The 21246-nt window shown below is 43.5% G+C and carries 13 protein-coding genes; 11 read left to right on the forward strand and 2 right to left on the reverse strand.

Going from position 1 to position 21246, the window contains the following annotated elements; genetic code table 11:
- Positions 1-3 precede the first annotated feature (3 nt).
- Both BUR11_RS02525 and BUR11_RS02530 read left to right on the forward strand, forming a co-directional pair.
- The gene (locus tag BUR11_RS02525; protein WP_074223251.1) at positions 4-984 is read left to right on the forward strand and encodes an alpha-E domain-containing protein; all 981 of its coding nucleotides are present in this window, start codon (positions 4-6) and stop codon (positions 982-984) included.
- A 128-nt stretch (positions 985-1112) separates the two neighbouring features.
- Positions 1113-1973 (forward strand): transglutaminase family protein, encoded by an 861-nt coding sequence (locus BUR11_RS02530; RefSeq protein WP_074223252.1) that lies wholly within the window; start codon positions 1113-1115, stop codon positions 1971-1973.
- On the opposite strand, the gene BUR11_RS02535 is transcribed toward BUR11_RS02530, so the two are convergent.
- Positions 1970-2740, reverse strand: a complete 771-nt coding sequence (locus tag BUR11_RS02535; RefSeq protein WP_074223253.1) for a DUF6503 family protein — start codon at positions 2738-2740, stop codon at positions 1970-1972. The two genes, BUR11_RS02530 and BUR11_RS02535, sit on opposite strands and share 4 nt — an antisense overlap.
- 390 nt (positions 2741-3130) lie before the next feature.
- Between BUR11_RS02535 and BUR11_RS02540 the strand changes: the two genes are divergently transcribed.
- From BUR11_RS02540 to BUR11_RS02580, 9 genes are all read left to right on the forward strand, one after another.
- On the forward strand, positions 3131-4348 hold the full coding sequence (locus BUR11_RS02540) for a PepSY-associated TM helix domain-containing protein (RefSeq protein ID WP_074223254.1): 1218 nt from the start codon (positions 3131-3133) through the stop codon (positions 4346-4348).
- Positions 4349-4509: 161 nt separating this feature from the next.
- Positions 4510-5178, forward strand: a complete 669-nt coding sequence (locus BUR11_RS02545) for a response regulator transcription factor (protein WP_074223255.1) — start codon at positions 4510-4512, stop codon at positions 5176-5178.
- Entirely contained in the window at positions 5175-6539 is a 1365-nt protein-coding gene (locus tag BUR11_RS02550; protein ID WP_074223256.1) for a sensor histidine kinase, read from the forward strand. The genes BUR11_RS02545 and BUR11_RS02550 overlap by 4 nt, the downstream gene beginning before the upstream one ends.
- A gap of 89 nt (positions 6540-6628) precedes the next feature.
- On the forward strand, positions 6629-10963 hold the full coding sequence (locus tag BUR11_RS02555) for a CusA/CzcA family heavy metal efflux RND transporter (RefSeq protein WP_074223257.1): 4335 nt from the start codon (positions 6629-6631) through the stop codon (positions 10961-10963).
- On the forward strand, positions 10963-12120 hold the full coding sequence (locus BUR11_RS02560) for an efflux RND transporter periplasmic adaptor subunit (protein ID WP_074223258.1): 1158 nt from the start codon (positions 10963-10965) through the stop codon (positions 12118-12120). Before BUR11_RS02555 ends, BUR11_RS02560 begins: the two co-directional genes overlap by 1 nt.
- Positions 12121-12427: 307 nt before the next feature.
- The gene (locus BUR11_RS02565; RefSeq protein WP_074223259.1) at positions 12428-15643 is read left to right on the forward strand and encodes a SusC/RagA family TonB-linked outer membrane protein; all 3216 of its coding nucleotides are present in this window, start codon (positions 12428-12430) and stop codon (positions 15641-15643) included.
- Between the two features lie 37 nt (positions 15644-15680).
- A complete protein-coding gene (locus BUR11_RS02570) occupies positions 15681-17228 on the forward strand; it encodes a SusD/RagB family nutrient-binding outer membrane lipoprotein (protein WP_074223260.1) in 1548 nt (515 codons plus the stop codon).
- A gap of 81 nt (positions 17229-17309) precedes the next feature.
- A complete protein-coding gene (locus BUR11_RS02575) occupies positions 17310-18404 on the forward strand; it encodes a phosphoglyceromutase (RefSeq protein WP_074223261.1) in 1095 nt (364 codons plus the stop codon).
- Complete coding sequence (locus BUR11_RS02580) at positions 18401-20077, forward strand: metallophosphoesterase family protein (protein ID WP_074223262.1); 1677 nt, start codon at positions 18401-18403, stop codon at positions 20075-20077. The genes BUR11_RS02575 and BUR11_RS02580 overlap by 4 nt, the downstream gene beginning before the upstream one ends.
- 61 nt (positions 20078-20138) lie before the next feature.
- Here the strand turns inward: BUR11_RS02580 and BUR11_RS02585 are convergent, their stop codons facing one another.
- Positions 20139-21179: a serine hydrolase domain-containing protein gene (locus tag BUR11_RS02585; RefSeq protein ID WP_074223263.1), complete on the reverse strand. Its 1041-nt coding sequence runs from the start codon at positions 21177-21179 to the stop codon at positions 20139-20141.
- Positions 21180-21246 lie beyond the last annotated feature (67 nt).

The following is a 21246-nucleotide window of genomic DNA, read 5'->3' on the forward strand; positions in this document are numbered from 1 at the left end:
ACTATGCTGAGTAGAGTAGCAAATCATATTTATTGGCTAGGGAGATACCTAGAAAGAGCTGAAAACTATGCTCGATTTATTGATGTCAATTTTAATTTAATGCAGGACTTGCCACTTGATCTCAAAGAACAATGGCAACCATTAATTGCAGCTACGGGGGATTTAAAATTTTACCTGGAAACCCATAAAACCTTTTCCAGAGATCAGGTACTTTTTTTCTTATCCTTTGATGAGAAAAATCCCAATTCCATGATCAATACAATTTACCGTGCACGGGAAAATGCCCGAATTATCCGGGATAGTTTAAGCAAAGAAACCTGGGAAGAGGTAAATGAGCTGTATTACATGATTAAACATGGAGCAGATAAAAAAATGTGGAAAAAGGAAGATCCCCGCATTTTTTTTGAACAGATAAAGAACCAAATCCTACTGATCTACGGGATTGCCGATAATACGGTTGCCAGGACAGAAGGATGGTTTTTTAGGCAATTAGGCCAATTTCTGGAAAGAGCAGACCAGACTTCCAGAATCCTGGACGTGAAATACCATATCCTGCTACCTTCTGCCGAGGAAGTGGGAACTCCCTTGGATTTCCTGCATTGGATGGCTTTGTTGAAATCGGTGACAGGTTTTAATTCCTACAGGAGAATCTATGGAAATATAGATCCTGCAGGAGTAGTTGAATTCATGGTGTTGAATAAATATTTCCCCAGGTCCATCTATTATTGTTTGAAAGAAGCAGAGAACTGTCTCTTGGCCATCACAGGGAACATGTCCGGAGGCTATCAAAATAGTGCAGAAAAGGCCATGGGGGAATTACGATCCAAGTTGGAATATGCAGAAGTAAGCGAGATTATCAACATCGGTTTGCATGAATATTTGGATAGCCTTCAAGTAAAGATCAACCATATCTCCAACCAAGTCAATGAGAACTTCTTTAAAATCAAAGACAATCTCTTAGTACAGAGTCAGGTGAATGAATAGAAATCACGAATTCAATTTCTACCCATCTGCGTGTTGAAGTGCCTCCGAAATGGTACTTTTTATGGGAAGTAGCGAGTGAAAAATTCACTTGGACTTCCGAATTCTATTGATAGTTACACTACATTTTAATGAGACTTCAAGTCAACCATGTCACTGATTACGCCTATGAAGATCAGGTATACATCGGGATACAAAAACTTTATTTGTTCCCACAGGTACGTCCACATTTTAAAATCCTGAATACAGATCTTCAGATTTTTCCAAATCCTGTGAACCAAAGTATGAGACAGGATCTTTTCGGTAATTTCTATTCATTGGTTTGGTTTAATGATTTATCAAGCCGCTTAAAAATTGAGAGTACACTGACGTTGGATATAGAAAGTTTTAACCCTTTTGCATTCTTGGTAGATGATGAGTTTGTCCAATCGAATACTCATTCTTCCCACCCCTTCTTCATTTATTCAGGTCCTGAAAAAGAAATGATTTCTTATTTTGTTTTCGATGATCAGGTTCCGGAATACCAATCATTTATACAGGAGTTTTGGAAAGGAAATGAAGACCTCATCGGTTTTCTGGTCCGAATTACCGCGGGGGTAAAAGCAGCCTGGGAACATGTGATCCGATATGAAATGGACCTTTGGTCCCCCCATTACACTTTTGCGGAAAAGAAAGGATCCTGTCGGGATTTGGCATGGATGCTCATGAATATTCTTGGGAATATGGGACTCGCCACCAAGTTTGTAAGTGGATACGCCTTTAATCCCGAATTAAACGATGGGCATGAATTACACGCTTGGCTGGAGGTCTATCTACCTGGAGCAGGCTGGGTAGGACTGGATCCCAGTTTGGGCCTACTAACCGATCATCATTACATCCCCTTAGCAGCTCATGCCAAACCTGCACTGGCTTCACCGGTCCAAGGTACTTTTTCAGGCAAAGGAGATTCTCGGCTGCTTACGGATGTTCAAATCAATTTGATGAAGGCTTAATCGGCATACACTCCTTTTTCAGGTTTTTCAAAAATGGAATCATCAAACGGTTCATCCAATAATAAGATGTCAGCAAAACTTACCTGATAGCGGATGCCTCTTGTAGAATCGTTTTCAATGGTAAAACCTGTGAGGTACCTTGGAAATACCAGGCCATCTGCGTTTCGGTAATCCTCATACCTTAATGCGGTAAAGGATGGATTGGGATTGCCAAAATAAGTCACCGTATAAAGCAAATACTCTAACCTTCCCGTTTCTTCATTCAGTAGCATGAAATATTGATCATTGGGAGATTTTCCGTTCTCCGGACTCATTTTAGCCTGTAAGGTTTTATAGGAGACCCCATTTAGGATTTTGTTTTCTACTTGTGAAACCGAGATGCCAGGGTCAGTGAAAACATAAGGGATAGAATAAAAATAGAAATATAAATTATGGTAAAAGTCAATGGACTGTCCTCCAAAAGCGTCCCGACTCGGAGAAACCCAGGTGCCAGTATCATCTTTTCCTATTGAAAAATTGAACCCATCCAATCGGATTTTTCGGGAATCGAGGTTGATGAAATAGTTCTCTTGGGTCAAATTGGTCTCGTGGATCATAGAAAAACTCATGGCTCTCGCTTGAATCCATTTTGACCAGTCTCCATGGGCATCCAATAAGGCTTCGTATTCAGGAGATACTTCGGGTAAAGGTTTTTCATCATTGGGTTGACATGCAAAGCACAAGACCAACAATAGGGCTGACAACAATGGGCTTATTTTCTTCATCATTCGAATATTTGGGTCTCAAGTTAAAGATATTCGTGAAACCAATGCCATTTGGGTTGGATCAATTCAAAAATACTTGGGCAAAGAAAAGGCTGGGAATTATTCCTAGACGTTGTCATGCCATCTAACCTAAATCAATATTGAGTTAGAGTCTAGTCCCTATTCTGATGAACCATTAGTTGGCTTTTAATTGAATGACTTTCCTTAAAGAGTCCTTGTTTTTTTGTATTCAGGAAGCCTGGTATGCACATGAAGCTTCTATTTTTCAAAGCCTGATAAAAAAATCGAATATTTTATATTGGAATTAGTCTAAATAATAATTAGGATTGTTAGTTTTGTGCCTGAACCATAAAAGGAAGCTACCTGTCAGACCATTAATCCATTGACCTCCTCATGAAGAATTCAACTCTTTGGCAATCCGTACGACATATTTTCAATGAAATCCACCTTTATGCAGGATTGATTTCCGGCATTATTGTCATAGCTGTCTGTTTAAGTGGGACAATCTATGTTTACAATACTGAGATCAGAGAATCCGCAAATCCTGAACTCTATTCAGTGGAGGAATCTGGAGCTAGGAAATCTGCAGAAGAATTGAAATTGAAGTTGGAAGGCGAGCTGGAATCAAAAGTAGTAGGAGTCAATTGGAATACGGATCCAGAAAGTAGTGTTCAGTTTACCTTGAAAAAGGAGGAGGAAAAGGGGAGAGGGACCACTTATTATGTAAACCCTTATACAGGTGAAATTCTGGGGGATTCCGGAGTGAAAACCGCAGCCTCTGAATTCATGGGCTATATGTTTAGCCTTCACAGATGGTTGTTATTGGACCGGGTAGAGGAGCCTATGATGGAGAGTATGTCCAACCGTGACTTGGGTAGGTTTATCAACGGAGTTGCCACCTTGCTTTTTACCCTGGGGGTGCTAACTGGAATAGTAATCTGGTTCCCTAAAAAAGTGAAAAACTGGAGACAAGGTCTGAAAGTAAAATGGAATGCAAACTGGAAAAGAGTCAATCATGACCTGCATAATACCCTGGCATTTTATTCCTTGATATTTTTATTGATCATGGGAGCGACGGGGCCATTTTGGTCTTTTCAATGGTATAGGGAAGGTTGGCAGAAAACCTGGGATACCTATAGAGACCCTAATGCCAAAGTAGAGGAAAGTGCCAAACCTGAACCTTTGGCATTCACTCCAGGAGAGTTTACCCTGGATGAAGTACTAGAAGCCACTGATGCGGCTCTTCCTTATGAGGGGGTATACAGGATTTCCTTGCCTGGAAAAGACAACGAACCGATCAGTGTCAGTAAGTATAGAAGCGGATTTTTTGCCCGGGCAGGGGCTGATCAATTAAAAATAAATGCAGGAACGTTAGCAGTGGTAGAAGCTAATTTATTCTCAGATTTACCAATGAGACAGCAGGTGGGAAGATCGGTGAAATCCTTGCATACAGGCGAGATTTTTGGGCAATTCACGAAATTCATCTGGTTTTTGGCTTGTCTGATTGCTACCAGTTTACCGATCACAGGCACGCTTATCTGGCTGAATAAAAAGAAGAAGAAGCCCACCAAAAAAAGAAAGCCTGTAGCGCGAACAGTGGAAATGGCCTGATATTTTGAGCCCCTTCTTAGCAGAAAGGGCTCTTTTTTTTGAATCATTCTACTACTTTTAAGAGAATCTTAAGAGCATTGTCTTGTCCCGGGAAGATTTAACCCGGAAATTTACCTGATTGATCTATTATTGGAAAGATCTAGAAATAAACCATATAGCGGATGCGTATTCTGGTAGTAGAAGATGAACCTGGGATTTCCAGCTTTTTAAAGCAGGGATTAGAGGAAGAGGCCTTTGCGGTGGATGTGGCTGATAATGGGAAGGTGGGGCTGGAGATGGCATTATCCGGAAATTATGATTTGCTTTTACTGGATTGGATGCTTCCTGGATTCAGCGGAATTGAAATTACCCGACAGTTTAGAAAAGAATTTCCGAGTACCCCGATTCTATTTCTAACCGCAAAGGACACCGTGGATGAGACCATATTCGGACTTCAATCCGGTGCGAATGATTACATAAAAAAGCCCTTCCATTTTGAAGAACTGCTAGAAAGAATACGGGTGCAGCTGAGATCAAAAGAAGGGGAGCATGAGAAATTTACATTGGGTCCAATTGAATTGTATACAGATAGACACCAGGTCTATAAGAATGGAGAAGAGGTACAATTGACACAGAAAGAATTTGCCTTGTTGGAATATCTGTTGCGGAACAAAAACAAAGTGTGCCGGAGAACCCGGATCATCGAAAGTGTCTGGGATATTCACTTCGAATACAACACCGGAGTAATTGATGTATTTATCAACTCATTACGGAAAAAACTGGATCTTCAAAAAGATGAAGATTATATACAGACTGTAAGAGGAGTGGGCTATATGGCTAAAGAAAAATGAAATCATCCTATAAAGAGAAAATAGCGCGGAGGTTGACATTGGTCACGGCATTGTTGGTGATGTTTGTTTTCGGGATCATCTACCTGGTAGTGAATTTCACGGTGGTGGAAACCATCGATCAGGAGCTGGAAATTGAATCCAATAAACATGTGGGGCAGATTTTTTTGGCCAATGGAGAAATCAAGTTCATGCACAAAGATGAATGGCAAGAAAAAGAACACCAGGAGATCCAGTTGAATCCCATATTCATTGAAATTGTCGATCTGGAAGGGAATTCCATGGATAAGTCCCCGAATCTTGGGACCAACCGTTTACTGTTTCATCCCAATTGGAACTCCAAAGAAGGTGCTTGGACCATCAACATTGGAGGACAGGAAGTTCGCCAGAAACAGATGCTCCTGAAGCATGAAGGGAAACCGGAAGGATATATGCTGTTGGCTACCTCTTTTGAAGATGCCAGGGAGTTATTGGATAACCTGAGAAATATTTTGCTGATTCTCTATCCCGGTATCCTGATCTCCCTGTTTCTTACCATGAGGTACCTGGCAGGAAAAAGCATACAGCCCATTCAAAAGATTATTTCCAAGACCAATCAGATCACCCAGAGTAATCTCAATGAACGGGTACCAGTATTGGATCAGGAAGACGAAATAGGTCAATTGACCCGATCCATCAATGAATTGCTCAACCGGTTGGAACAGTCCATGATCCGTGAAAAGCAATTTACTTCAGATGCTTCCCATGAATTACGGACCCCGCTTTCAGTGATGCGTGGGACCTTGGAGGTGTTGATCAGAAAGCCAAGAACTTCGGAAGAGTATGTGAAGAAAATCCAGACTGCTTTAGAAAGTATCGATCGAATGTCCGCCATGATTGATCAGCTGTTGGCCTTGGCAAGGGTGGAAAGGAGTGGTGAGTCAATGAAAGATGAGGTGGAAATTATGTCCTTTGTTGAAGAAGTAGCGGTTCAGATTGAAAAAGAAACTGGTCGGGAAGTTCGCTTCCATACCGAGGAGTCTATTCCTGTTTTTGTGCAGGTCAGTGAAAAGTCACTCCAGATGATTTTGAATAATTTGATCCAAAATGCCATTAAATATTCAGACGGGCCCATTGACTTGGAGATACAGGTCGAAAATGGAAAGCCCTTGATTTTTGTAAAGGATCAGGGACATGGCATTGGAGAAGAATCGATCAAAAAGATCTTCGATCCTTTTTATAGAGACCCCTCAGCTTTGGAAAAATTGATCCCCGGCACCGGGCTAGGCCTAGCAATTGTCAAAAAACTTGCTCAGGAAAGTGGTATTGAAATCAGTGTTTCCAGTGAATTGGGGTCTGGAAGTGCCTTTCGTCTCGGTTTCTGACCTTTTCCCATTTTTAAGATAATCTTAAGGTTTTAAAAAGAAGTCTATAGTATTAATTGTGGATTTTTGACTAACAATTAGCGTGTTCGATGTTAGACAAAATTATCCAGTGGAGCATAAATAATAAGCTCATCGTTTTTCTGTTCATCGCGGGATGGATTGCTTTTGGGGTTTATTCTTTGAGTTCATTGCCTATCGGAGCGGTTCCGGATGTAACCAATAACCAGGTTCAGGTGATTACCACTTCCAGAAACCTGGCAACGGAGGATGTGGAGAAATACCTGACGTATCCTGTGGAATTGGAGATGGCCAACTTGCCTGGAGTGCAGGAAATCAGATCTGTTTCCAAGTTTGGGCTTTCGGTAGTGACCATTGTTTTTGACGATGATTTAGGGACTTATCTACCAAGACAACTCATTGCCGAGCGTATTAAAATCGCTCAAGAAAGTATTCCAGAAGGATTTGGGCAGCCTTTCATGGGGCCCATCACGACAGGTTTGGGAGAGATTTATCAATACGTGGTGGATGTAAAGCCGGGCTATGAAGATCAATACACCACCACGGATTTAAGAACTATTCAGGATTGGATCGTTAGAAGACAGCTATCGGGAATTCCCGGTGTGGTAGAAGTGAATACCTGGGGAGGTTTTTTAAAGCAATATGAGGTTTCTATCAACCCGGAGCGATTAAAGGGGATGCAGATTGACCTGTCCGAGGTGTTTAAAGCTTTGGAACAAAACAATTCCATTGCAGGTGGAGGATACATAGAGAAAACGAATGAGAGTTTCTTTATCCGCGGAGAGGGCTTGGTGGAAAGTCTGGAGGATATTGGAAATATCGTCATCGAAAGCAGGGATGGTACCCCAATTTATATTCGGGACATCGCCACCGTAGGATTTGGACATGCCAATCGATTTGGTGCCATCACCGGAAATGGAGAAGGAGAAAAAGTGTTGGGGCAGGTGATGATGCTCAAAGGAGCGGATTCAAAAGGAACCATAGAAAGGGTAAAGGAGCGATTGGAAGAAATTCAGCCCAGCTTGCCGGAAGGAATTGAAATTAACGGGTTTTTGGATCGGTCTGAATTGGTGGGTAGAACAACCTCTACCATTTCCAAAAACCTGATTGAAGGTTGTTTGATCGTGGTATTCGTGGTGGTGCTTCTCTTGGGGAATATCCGCTCCGGTTTGGTGGTGGCTTCCATTATTCCCTTGAGTTTGTTGTTCGCACTTTCCATGATGAACATCTTTGGGGTAGATGCCAACCTGATGAGTCTGGGGGCCATTGACTTTGGGATCATCATCGATGGTGCGGTGATCATTGTAGAGTTTATTGCTTTTAAGTTTACCCAGATACACCAGAATTTCGCTGGATTAAGCAAGTCGGAAATCCAGAAACAGAAGGACCAGGTGGCATTTAACGGGGCATCTAAAATGATGCATTCCGCAATTTTTGGTCAGATCATCATCATTATTGTATTTATTCCTATTCTCTCACTTTCCGGAGTAGAAGGGAAAATGTTCCGTCCCATGGCAGAGGTATTCAGTTTTGCTTTGATCGGTGCCATGATCCTTGGATTGACCTATGTGCCAGTGGTATCTTCTTTGTTTTTGAAATCCACTCCTCCGGGACCAAAAAACATCTCCACACTTCTGATTCGTCAGATCAATAAAGTGTATGAGCCTACCATTAAATGGGCCTTGGACAATACTAAAATTGTTTTGAGCACTGCCGCTGCCATGCTAATCGCTGCGGTATTGTTATTCTCGTCCATGGGATCTGAATTTGTTCCTACCTTGGATGAGGGGGATTTTGTGATCCAGCCTGTGTTGAAGACAGGTACCTCTTTGACCAATACCGTGGAGACCATGACCCAGATCGAAAAGATCTTGATGAAATTTCCGGAGGTGAATCAGGTGGTTACCCGAATCGGAGCAGCTGAGATCCCAACAGACCCCATGTCAATGGAGGAAACAGATGTCATTGTGACCCTGCATCCTCCATCTGAATGGACCACGGTAGAAACCAAAGATGAATTGGCGGATAAGTTCAAGGAGGCCTTGGAGGTAATTCCAGGCTTGGATTATGAGTTTACCCAGCCCATTGAAATGCGTTTTAATGAGCTGATTACCGGGGTAAGGGCTGATTTGGCGATCAAAGTATTTGGGGATGATTTGGATCAGTTGCTTAAAACCGGAAACGAAATAGAAGCTGCTATCCAAGGGGTGGAAGGCGCCGCGGATATTATCGTGGAAAAAGTGGATGGTTTGCCTCAGATGAAAATTGAGTACAACCGCAGCAAGATTGCCAAGTATGGATTGAATATCTCTGAGTTGAACGACATCGTGACGATGGGCTTTGCCGGAGCTACTGCAGGAAAAGTGTTTGAAGGAGAACGGCAGTTTGACTTGGTACTTCGTTTTGAGAAAGATTTCAGAAAGGATATTTCAAACATTGAACAAGCTTCAATCTTACTGCCCGGAGGGGGAAGTGTTCCCTTAGGGGAGCTGGCGACGATTTCCTATACCAAGGGACCTGCCAAGATTTCCAGGGATGATACCCAAAGAAGGATTGTGGTAGGGGTCAATGTCAGAAATAGGGATTTGCAGTCCGTGGTGGATGATATTCAGGAAATCATCCGCACCCAAATAGAAATTCCAGAAGGCTACCGTGTAGATTATGGAGGTCAGTTTGAAAACCTGCAACAGGCGAGAAACCGCTTGTTGATAGCAGTTCCAATTGCCCTGATCTTGATTTTTGTGCTCTTATATTTTGCTTTCTCTTCCACAAGGGATGCCATGATGATTTATTCAGCGATACCGCTTTCAGCTATAGGTGGAGTATTGTTGCTATGGGTAAGAGATATGCCATTCAGTATTTCCGCCGGAGTCGGCTTTATAGCCCTGTTTGGGATTGCTGTCCTGAACGGGATTGTGTTAATAGAACATTTTAAATCCATGGAATCAAAGTATACAGATATCAAACAATTAGTATTGATTGGTGCCAAAGAACGATTGAGACCCGTATTGTTGACAGCCTCCGCAGCGGCTTTGGGATTTTTGCCCATGGCAGTTTCAGGTTCTGCCGGCGCCGAGGTACAAAGACCTTTGGCGACTGTAGTGATAGGAGGTTTGATTTCAGCCACGGTTTTGACCTTGGTGGTATTGCCTGTTCTGTATGTTTTATTTAAAGGGGGAGTCAAGATTTCTGTTTCAGGAGCCAAAAAGGCCGGACTCAGTCTGTTGATCTTACTTTCATTGAGTGCCGTTACCATGGCCCAGGAGCAGCAGGAAGAGCTCACATTGACCTTGGATGAAGCGGTGAACATGGCCTTGGAGCAAAACCTCAACCTACAAGCAGCCGGTAAAGGGCTGGAAGCCGCTACCGTCAACACGGGAGCAGGATGGGATATCTCAAAGATGCAGGTATTCTATTCTCGGGATGAAAACGACATCGCCGAAAATGGCTATGCCAACAACAAGTGGGGGCTTCTCCAAAGTTTTGCCTTCCCTTCCCTGTATACAGCCCAGAAAAACGTGCTAGAGGATCAGGTAGCCATGCAGGAAAATCAATTGGCCATTCAGCAGCGGAGCCTACGTGGGGAAGTCAGCAAAGCCTATGTTACGGCAGTTCACTGGGATGAGGTGAAGAATCATTATGCAAAGTTGGATAGTCTGTATCGGGTATTTGCGAATGCGGCAGATAGACGGTTTGAATTGGGTGAAACCAATTACCTGGAGAAATTAACCGCCTCAGGAAAGCAGCGTGAGATCGGGTTGAAGCTCACAGAAGCCGGACAGAATTTTCAGGTTGCTTTGGAAGGGTTAAAGATTTTGTTGAACTGGGAGGGAGACCTGAAGGTAGTGAGTTCAGGGATTCAACTGGAAATGGCCGAATTGGATGTGGAGTCGCATCCCGGAGTCAATTATTACCAAAGTGCATTGATGCAAGCCGATCATCAGGTGCAGGTGGAGAAAAGGAAGTTGCTTCCGGATCTCACCTTGGAATATGCCCGAGGAACCAACGTGTATTCAGGTTCAAAAATCTATCCTTCCTACATGGGAGGGATCAGCGTCCCTTTATTTTTTGGTGCACAGAAGTCCCAGGTGAGAGCCAGTAAGTTCCGTAAGGAAATGATGGAGCTCGAAGCCCTGAACTATGAGAAAAAACTGAGTTCCCGGTATAACCAAACTCAATATAAGGTAGACCAGAATTTGGAAGTCATCCGATATTATCAGGAAGAGGGGGAGCAGTTGGCTACCCAATTGATGGAACAGGCGAACCGATCCTTTCAGGAAGGAGAGATAGACTTTCTCCAATTTGTTCAACTGATGGAGAACTCCATGAATATCACGCTGCAATACCTAGAAAGCAGATACAATTACCAAATCAATGTGTTAGAATTAAACTATCTCATCAACTGATGGAAGCTATAAAATCAACTATTTATAAAAGTCTTATCATCGCGTGTTCTGTAGGAGCATTGTTTCAATGCAGCTCTAAAACGGAAGACGCCTCCAGTGGCGTGGAAATCCAGTCTGTTGGAGGTAATTCGGATCAGGTTTCTTTGACTCAGGCACAATACGATGCCATGAATATGGAGTGGGGGAACATGGTCTTAAAAACATTTTCTGAGGAACTGAAAGTCCAGGGTCAGGTGAAAATCCCTGTGGAGGGAATGCAGGATATCACGCCCTTTTTTGGAGGATATGTTTCCGGTCTCAAACTGATGGAAGGCCAAGAGGTTCGTAAAGGAGAAGTGTTATTTTACTTAGAAAGTCCGGAGTTTGTGAAATTGCAGCAGGACTATTTGGAGGCAACCAGTCAGCTGAATTACCTGAAGCAGGAGTTTGAAAGACAAAAAACCCTTTATGGAGAGAAAATAGCTTCCCAAAAAGGATATTTAAAAGCAGAGTCAGATTACCAAAGTACTTTGGCTAGATCAGAAAGTCTGAAGAAGCAACTGGCAATGATCCATGTCAATACGGATCAGCTTACTCCAGCTACCATTCAGGCAAAAGTTCCGATTATTTCCCCCATTGCCGGATTTGTGGAAAGCGTATTCACGGTACCTGGGGCGTTTTTGCCTTCTGCTTCCAAAGCTGCCACACTGATCAGTACAGAGCACATGCATATTGAGCTGAATATTTTCGAAAAAGATGCGGTTCATGTAGCGGAAGGACAAGGAGTGATTTTCACATTGCCAGACTCACCCGGGAATGAATTCGAAGCAAAAGTGTATGTGGTAGGAAAATCGATCAGCGAGCAACGCTTTGTTCCTGTTCATGCACATTTAGTAGATGAGAGTCAGGAGAAACGGCTGGTTCCAGGGATGTACTTGGAAGCCAGGGTCCAGTTAGCACCTCAGGAAGGATGGTCCTTACCTGTAGCCGCTGTAGTAGAATCAGAAGGGAAGAATTTCGTATTGGTTCAAAGTGGGACCAATGACCAGGGCTTTGTCCTTACTAAAGTAGAAGTTCAACTGGGAAGACAAAACGATCAATTGGTGGAAATATATCCCAATCAACAGCTGAACGAAAATTCAAAAATTTTGGTCAAAGGAGCTTTTAATATGCTCTGATAACTCTGGAAATAAATACTTGAAGCCTCCTGTTGGGAGGCTTTTTTTATGCAATCAAAAGTTTAGCATTTATATATTTTTTAATAACAAATCAGTAACAATTACTACATATTGAATCTCATATTAACCAACATAATCCTTGTTATTTTGTTGATTTATAAAATACTGGAACAATAATTTGTGATTTTAACAATAAATTAATTAACTTTTTGATAAAGCACTTTTAACCTCATTTTTTTATTGGAGGTTTAGCTTTGGTAAAATTTTTAACCAATAAAAACTCACTAATTAAAAACTCTACTTTAAAATGATTGCTAAGAAAAGCATTTGGTATGGAGTGATGACAGCAATGCTGTTTTTCACACTGAGCCTCACCTTTGCCCAGGAATCCAGGGTCACAGGGAAGGTAATTGACGAGAAAAACGAGCCTTTGCCGGGAGCTTCCGTGCTGGTGAAGGGAACGACACGCGGAACGGTAACCGATATTGACGGTTCTTATTCAATTATGGCTAATTCAGGAGAAATCTTGGTTTACTCATTTGTAGGTTTTGAAACAGTGGAGGAAACTGTGGGGAATTCCACCGTAATCAATGTGACATTGAGTGAAGGTGTTGCGTTGAGCGAGGTAGTGGTGACCGCTCTTGGAGTGGAAAGAGAAACCAAAGCACTGGGCTACTCGGTTCAGGCTGTGGACGGAGATAAGTTTACGGAGGCAAGAGAAACCAATGTGATCAATTCGTTAAGTGGTAGAGTGGCAGGCGTGCAAATCACCAATGGTTCTTCCGGAATCGGTGGATCTTCCAGGGTGACCATTCGGGGAGAATCCTCTTTGAATATCAACGCCAACCAACCACTTTTTGTAGTAGACGGGGTGCCGATTTCCAATAATATCATTGGTTCTTCCGGTTCCGGTAACCAGGAAGTCGATTACGGGAATGCTGCGGGTGAAATCAACCCGGATGATATTGCTTCCATGACCGTATTGAAAGGACCTGCTGCAGCGGCCCTTTATGGTTCCAGAGCAGCAAATGGTGCCATCTTGATCACCACAAAAACAGGAAAATCCAAGAAAGGGCTTGGGGTGACCATCAACTCCAATACCACTTTTGACAATCCTTTGGTATTGCCAAATTGGCAAAACAAATATGGACAGGGGAACAATGGGCAGTTTGAATTTGTAGATGGCGCGGGTTCCGGTATTGCGGATGGGGTAGATGAAAGCTGGGGTCCTGAATTGGATGCGGGTTTGATGATTCCTCAGTTTGACTCTCCAAGATCTGTAGAAGGCTTTAGAGGAGGTGATTTGAATGCCCCTCCGGGAAGTACCATTACTCCAACCCCTTGGGTATCCAATCCCAACAACATCAAGGACTTTTTTGAAACGGGAGTGACGCTTTCCAATAATGTTTCCTTGGCTGCGGCAAATGAAAAATCAAACATCCGGCTTTCCTGGACCAATCTCGACCAAAAAGGGATCGTGCCGAATACCGATTTGAAAAGAAATACCATTGCCTTGAACGGGGGAATGAATATCACCGAGAAACTTACGGTGAATTCGGTAGTGAACTACCAAAGAACAAACAGCGGCAACCGTCCCAGCATCAGTTATGGTACTGAAAACCTGATGTATCTGTGGATCTGGTATGGTCGTCAACTCAACACCAGAAACCTAAGAGATTACTGGATGCCTGGACTGGAAGGTCAGCAGCAGTTTAATTACAACTACAACTATCATGACAACCCATATTTCAATGTGTATGAAAATACCAACGGTCAGTCAAAGGATAGGATCTATGGAAACATCTCTGTGAATTACAAATTCACTGATAAACTCAACTTAATGTTGAGAACAGGTTTGGATACCTACAATGAATTGAGAGATCGTAAAAGAGCCTTCAGTACACAGCGTTTTCCAAAAGGAAATTATAGGGAAGATGATGTTTTCTTCTCTGAGCAAAACTCCGATTTCTTGTTGACCTATACAGAGCATACCAAGCCAGTTTGGTCTTACAGCATTGCTTTGGGAGGTAACTCCATGCGTCAGGAAAACAGATACGTACAAACTGTGGCTCCTCAGTTGTTGATTCCTGGAATCTACAACTTCACCAACACGGCGGTAAACCTTCAGGTGAACCAGTACACTTCTGAAAAGAGAATCAACTCCTTGTATGGATTCGGTCAAATTGGTTTCAAAAATGTATTGTTCCTGGATATAACCGGTAGAAATGACTGGTCCAGTACCTTGCCGGCAGATAACAACAGTTACTTCTATCCATCCGCGACCTTAAGTGCAGTGATTTCAGACATGGTCACCATGCCAGAAGCAATTTCGTTCTTGAAATTGAGAGCAGCCTATGCGGAAGTGGGGAATGATACCGACCCATATAGTCTATCCAATGTATACGGCTCACAAACCGCTTGGGGATCTGTTCAGGCGAAATCAGAGTCCAACAGACTTTCCAATGCAGAACTGAAACCGGAAAGAACCGGTGCCTTTGAAGTAGGAGCAGATATTAGATTCCTGAAAGGTAGAGTAGGCTTGGACTTCACCTATTTCGACAACAGAACCAGAAACCAGATTATTCCAATTGAATTGGATATTTCAACAGGCTATGCTTCCAGAATCATCAATGCCGGTGAGATCCAAAACAAGGGGATTGAAGCAGTAGTCAATGCCAACATCCTGAACTCTGAAAGAGGATTGAACTGGAGCATTGTAGCCAACTTCACTCGAACCAGAGGTAAAGTATTGGAATTGACGGAAGGGCTGGATGCCTATACCCTTACAGACAGAAATGGTGCGGTCATCCAGGCCAGAGTGGGTGAAAGAATGGGAAATATCTACGGGGTAGGTTTTGAAAGAGTGGAAGATGAAAACTCTGAGTACTATGGCCAGATTGTCCATAATTCCACTGGAACCCCACTTCGTGATCCGGAATTGAAGCTTCAGGGAAATTACAATCCTGACTGGATGTTGGGGCTACAGAACAATTTCAACTATAAAGGGATCAGTTTAGGTTTCCTATTCGATTTCAGATATGGGGGAATTGTCGTGTCCAGAACAAAAACCATCGGAAGTACTTCCGGTCAATTGGAAGAAACACTGTATGGTCGTGAAAATGGATACGATTTAGAAGTGGAAGGTAACGGAATCATCAGCCCTGGAGTAGTTCAGAATGCAGATGGGTCTTATAGCCCTAATACCTTCAAAACGACTTCTCGTAACTGGCACAACAGGTACTACGAGCGAAATAACGTAGAGGCTGCCAAGTACGATGCGACATTCTTGAAGTTGAGAGAAGTGACCATCGGATACACGATTCCAAGATCTGTATTGGGTAAAATGCCAATCCAGGATGTGAAAATCTCCTTGGTAGGCAGAAACCTGGCCCTTTGGACGGAGAATCCACATTTCGATCCGGAAACACTTTCCATGTCTGGTGGTACGCTACAGCCTGGTGTTGAAAACATGGCCTTCCCTTCTACCAGAAGCATCGGCTTTAACTTGAATGTGAAATTCTAATTCCACTGAACGAATCTAAATTCAAAGACAGACAATTATGAAATTTAATAGTAACTATATAGCAGGATTAGGTTTGGCTTTCGCATTGGCGCTGACTAGCTGTGACAAAGATTTCGAAGAGATCAACATGAATCCTAACAGTCCAGAGACGGTTTCCTCCAGCTTATTGCTGCCTACCATTATTAGAAACTCTACCAATGAGATTTCCGGTAAGGCCTGGGGTTATGGCAATGTGGTCATGCAATACACTGCAAAAATCCAGTTTACCAATGAAGACCGGTACAATTGGGGGCCTGAGGGCAACCCGTATAGCACCTTTTATAACTCGCTAAGGGACATCAACAACATGATCTCCATTTCCACGGAAGCAAATCAAAACAACTACGTGGCAGTGGCGAAAATCATGAGGGCTCACATGTTCTCCTTTATGACCGATGCCTATGGAGATCTACCTTACTCCGAAGCGACCAAAGCAAAGGAAAGCATCAACTATCCGGTGTTTGACTCCCAAGAGCAAATCTACAGCAACATCCTTTCTGAATTAGAGGAGGCCAATGAGTTGTTGGGGTCCACCAACGAAGTGATAGAGGGAGATATCCTGTTTGAAGGAGATGTGATGAGCTGGAAGAAGTTCGCGAATTCACTTCGTTTGAGAATCCTGATGAGACTTTCAGATCGAATCGATCCATCTGCAGCCATGCAGACCATTCTTTCGGATCCTACCAAATACCCTGTTTTCACCAGCTTTGAAGATCAGGCAGCACTTCAGTATTTGCAGGACGTGCCCAATCAACATGGCCTGTACACGACTAGATCAGGTTCCTTTGATGAGTATCGATTGAGTGAGAATATGGAATCCGTATTGAAAGAGTTGAACGATCCAAGATTGTATGCCTATGCGCAACCAACCAATGATTCCGGTGCAGGAATTATCGGAGAGGTGGACGACTATCAAGGAGTGCCTAACGGATTGGCGGATGAAGAAGCTTTGGCGTATAGCCCATCAGGCGATCCTGCCAAAGGGGGCTCCAACTTCATCTCCAGAGTAGGTTTGTTATGGTCTTGTTCTGCCTGTACTTCCCTGGCAAATCCGATCGGAGCGCAGGCAATTTTGATGAGCTATGCAGAACTGCAGTTTATCTTGGCAGAAGCCAGCGAAAAAGGATATATCACAGGGGATGCCGCAACGTATTACAACAATGGCGTGAAAGCTGCATTCAACTACTATGAATCCAGATACAGAATCGTGAATCTACCTGAGATTGCGGATCTATTGGTATTCGATGAAGCGTATTTGACTCAGCCTAAGGTGGCCTACACGGGTTCCACGGAAGAGAAATTAAGTAAAATCGGGACACAGAAATGGCTTTCCCTGTTCTTCACTGGATTGGAAGCTTGGTATGACTGGAGAAGAACAGATTATCCTAAAATTGAGCCAGGACCTGCGGCCTACATCAATACCGTTCCGGTGAGGTTTATGTATCCTTCCAGCATTCAGGCCTTGAATGGTGACAACTATGAAGCGGCAATTCAAAGACAAGGTCCAGATGCCATCACCACTCGTGTATGGTGGGATGTTGATTAATTGGTAACTTCTAAACGAATACTTCATCCGTCAAGCCATTCGGCTTGGCGGATTTTTTCACAACATACAACACGCAAATTCATGAAAAACCTCAAAATAACCTTCACCTGCTGTGTGATGCTGCTGGCACTTTCTTTGGAAGGAATGGCCCAGGATTACAAAACTGAACATGTGGTATTGATTACCCTGGACGGAATGAGATGGCAGGAAGTATTTAAAGGAGCAGATTCATTACTGGTAGATGATACGGGAATGATTGAATCTCCTGGTTCTTTACTGAAAGATTTTTGGGATAGGGACCCATTGAAAAGAAGGGAAATGCTGCTGCCGTTTTTTTGGAATACCTTAAGCAAAGAAGGGCAGATTTATGGCAACCGGGCTTATGGTAATAAGGTAGACAACAGCAATCACATGTGGTTTTCCTATCCGGGCTACAATGAGTTTTTAAGTGGTTTCGCAGATGATGAGCGAATCAACAGCAATGATAAAATCAACAACCCCAATGTCACCTTGTTGGAATATCTGAATCAATTACCTGAGTACAAAGGAAAGGTAATGGCTTTTGGATCCTGGGATGTGTTTCCGTACATCGTCAATGAGGAGCGAAGCGGTGTTCCTGTCAATGCTGGATTTGATGTGGCAGAAGGAGATGATCTGACCCCGGAAGAAATTCTGACAAACAAACTGCAAAGTGAAATCCGAGGTCCTTGGGGAGGAGTGAGATTGGATCCTTTTACCCATAGCTACGCGATGTCCGCTTTAAAGACCAAAAAGCCAAAAGTGCTGTATATATCATACGGAGAAACAGATGATTGGGCGCATGGCAATCACTACGACCAATATATCTGGTCCGCCAAACAAACCGATGCCTACATCAAGGAGATCTGGGATTTTATCCAATCGGATCCACAATACAAGGATAAGACAACGATGATCATTGGCGTGGATCATGGGAGAGGGATCACCAAAACCAGTTGGAGAGGCCATGGCACCCAAATCCCGGAAGCAGGCCAGATTTGGCTGGCAGCCATCGGTCCGGATACCCCTGCCACTGGGGAAATGAAAACCAATGGACAGTGGCATTCAGCCATGGTAGCCAGAACCGTATTCAAATTATTGGGATTGGAATACCCTGATGAAAAAGCAGCGCCAGCTATTGAAGAAATGATCAAATGAGAATATTGATTGCCCTAGTCGGAGTGATGCTATTATTCACCACCTGTACCAATCCATCCATCAAAAATGCTTCTCCCACCTATGGAGAGGCATTTTTTGCAAAGGAAGATTTGGTAAAAGCTCTTTTTGAACAGCAGTACCCAAGCGAAGGACTTCACCTGATCACAGAGGGCTGGGAGTTTTTAGGCGCAGATTCATTGCCCGGGATTGATCGAAGTTTACCGGAATTTGAAAAGGGAGAGCCGCTGCAATTACCTCACCGGGTGAATCTTCCCAATCATTCCCTATGGTACCGAACCCAAGTTGATTTGGGAAAAGGCTATCTACTAATTGACTCAGATGATGGGGCCCAACTTTGGATCAATGGGGAAAGAATTCCCAGAGAAGAAAAGTTGGAGTTGTTTCAAGTGAAGGAAATTCCACATGCGGAAGTGATCGTCCGAAGTGTGAACAATGCCATGTCAGGTGGATTGAGAAAGGTCTATTGGATCAGTGAGTCAGATTTTTCTACCTGGGAATCCCGTCAAAAAGAACTTCTTGATTCCTTGCTCTTTCAGGCAAAGATCCAATCTATAGTGGATGATCAGCTATTACAGAAATTGGATTCCAACGTACAGCAGGACCTGTTGGTGGATTATCCCATCTTACTCACGGAACCGGTATTGTTAAGCAACCCAGGTGGAGGATATTTTATCCGCTGGGTTTCGGAGGAGGCCAGAGGAGCAAGCTTGATTTTTGAAGATGGAAGAAAGGAATTGATCCAGTCCTATGAAGGAGTTTATACCTATGATTTGGAGGGGAAAGAGCTGGTCCGTTTTATGATCTCCCAAGGGAATTCATTGTTCGGACCCTATGAGTTTCAAAAACCCAAAGCCGATGATTCAGTGAAATTGGCCATTTGGGCAGATTCCCAAGGCGGTTGGGATACCTTCCAAGAGATCGCTCAGGGCATTGAATCACATGAGCCGGATTTGAGCATAGGTGCGGGAGATTTGGTCAACAATGGATCTGAACCTTGGGCCTTTCCCAGGTTCCTGCAAAAGCTGAGTTGGATGAAGACTGCCCAATTGCTGGTACCTGGAAATCACGATTACGATGGGTTTTACGAGGATCTGGAACCCAGGCTCCTGCAGCAATACATTCAACAATCCGGTGTACCCAGCTATGGAATGTCCCAAATAGGACCTGCGGCGATACTCAGTTTGGATCCTAACGTTAATTTCCCTGTTTCCATTCCTGAAGGTACCGATCAACGGGAATGGTTGGAGGCAACCATGGATTCCGAAGCATGGAATGCAGCTCCCTGGAAAATCATCGTGTTGCATCAGCCTCCCTATTCCCAAGGTTGGCCGGGGTATCAGGGGGAAGCAGCGATTTTGGATTTGTTGGACACCTATTTCCATCAAGGCAAGGTAGATTTGGTCATTGCGGGACATACCCATGACTATGAACGCCTGAGCAAGGAGTTCTCAGGACATTCCGTTCAGTTCCTCATTGTAGGAGGAGCAGGTGGAGGCTTGGAGCCTGAAGGCGAAAATTCTCCAGCGCCGGTAATGGATCAGCTGATCAAAAAGCATCATTATGGGATTTTGGAACTCGATCAGCATTCCTTGAATATGGAAGTAGTTGGAAAAGGAGGAGAAGTATTGGATGCATTTCAGTTCAAGAAATAAGAAAGGGGACTGGATGAGGTATTTCCCTTAAAAACAGAAGAAAGAGAATGGTGGATAGGATTTATTCGCCCTTCTCCCTCCTAATAATTTTGAGGATCCGACTGTAAATCAATTCCGAGAGGTTCCAGTGCATTCCCTCGAAATTGGTGGTATTGGTAAATTGAATCACCACTGCATCCAGGTCTTGGTGGTATTTTGCAATACTTTGGTAACCCGGAATCAGTCCCGTATGATCGTAGACATAGATGGAAGAATATATTTCCTTTTCCCCCTTTTTAAACAGAGAGCCGTCATTTAAGGCCCGCAGAAAAATCCCCACATCCTCCGCAGAGGATACCATGGAACCATATTCTGCGGTTTTGATATCCTCTTCGATGCCCTCATAATACCCACTCATCAAGTCCTCCAGCTTTGCCTCATGGAAGGAGCCATAGGTATGTTTCAGCCCAAGAGGAGAGAGCACTTCTTCCTGAATAAATTGGAATTTGGGATAGCCCAGCTCATTTTTAATGATTCTGGAAATCAACAAATAATTCGTGTTGGAATACTCATAACCTTCTCCTGGGGCAAAACCCGCAGGCAAGTCCAAAATCAAATCCATGGTTTCTTCAAAACTGTCAGGGGGATTCTCCCAAAATCCGGGATGGTTGGTGTAGTTGGGGATGCCACTTCGATGTTGGACCAGCATACGCAAGGTGATTTGATCCGCATGCTCAATCCGGTCCGCATACTCCGGAAAATATTCCGCAAGAGATTGATCCAAAGACAGGCGTTGGGCATGGACCAATTTGGCAATGGCAACCGCATCGTACAGTTTACTGATACTGGCGATCTTGAACAAGGCTTGAGGATAGGCCGGTATTTTTTGGTCTCGATCATGCCATCCGGCCGCATAGAATTGGGGTTCCTTTCCCGCTTGGTTCACATAGACGATGATTCCTTCAAACCCTAGTTCCAATCCTTGGTTCACTTCTTCCTGAACACTGACTGAAAGGGGAGCCATCCAGGCAAATAACCAGGTCCAAGGCACATAGAACAAGGAGATTACCGTGCCTACCAACAAGAAGATTCGTAGTAAGTTTTTGGATCGAGACTTGGTCATGAGAGGTGATTTTTGGACTTAAGATCTAGCAGATCGAATCAAAAAATGATAGTTGAAAAGCAGAATA

Origin of the sequence: Algoriphagus halophilus, from assembly GCF_900129785.1 — a bacterium.
Classification (GTDB): Bacteria; Bacteroidota; Bacteroidia; order Cytophagales; family Cyclobacteriaceae; genus Algoriphagus; species Algoriphagus halophilus.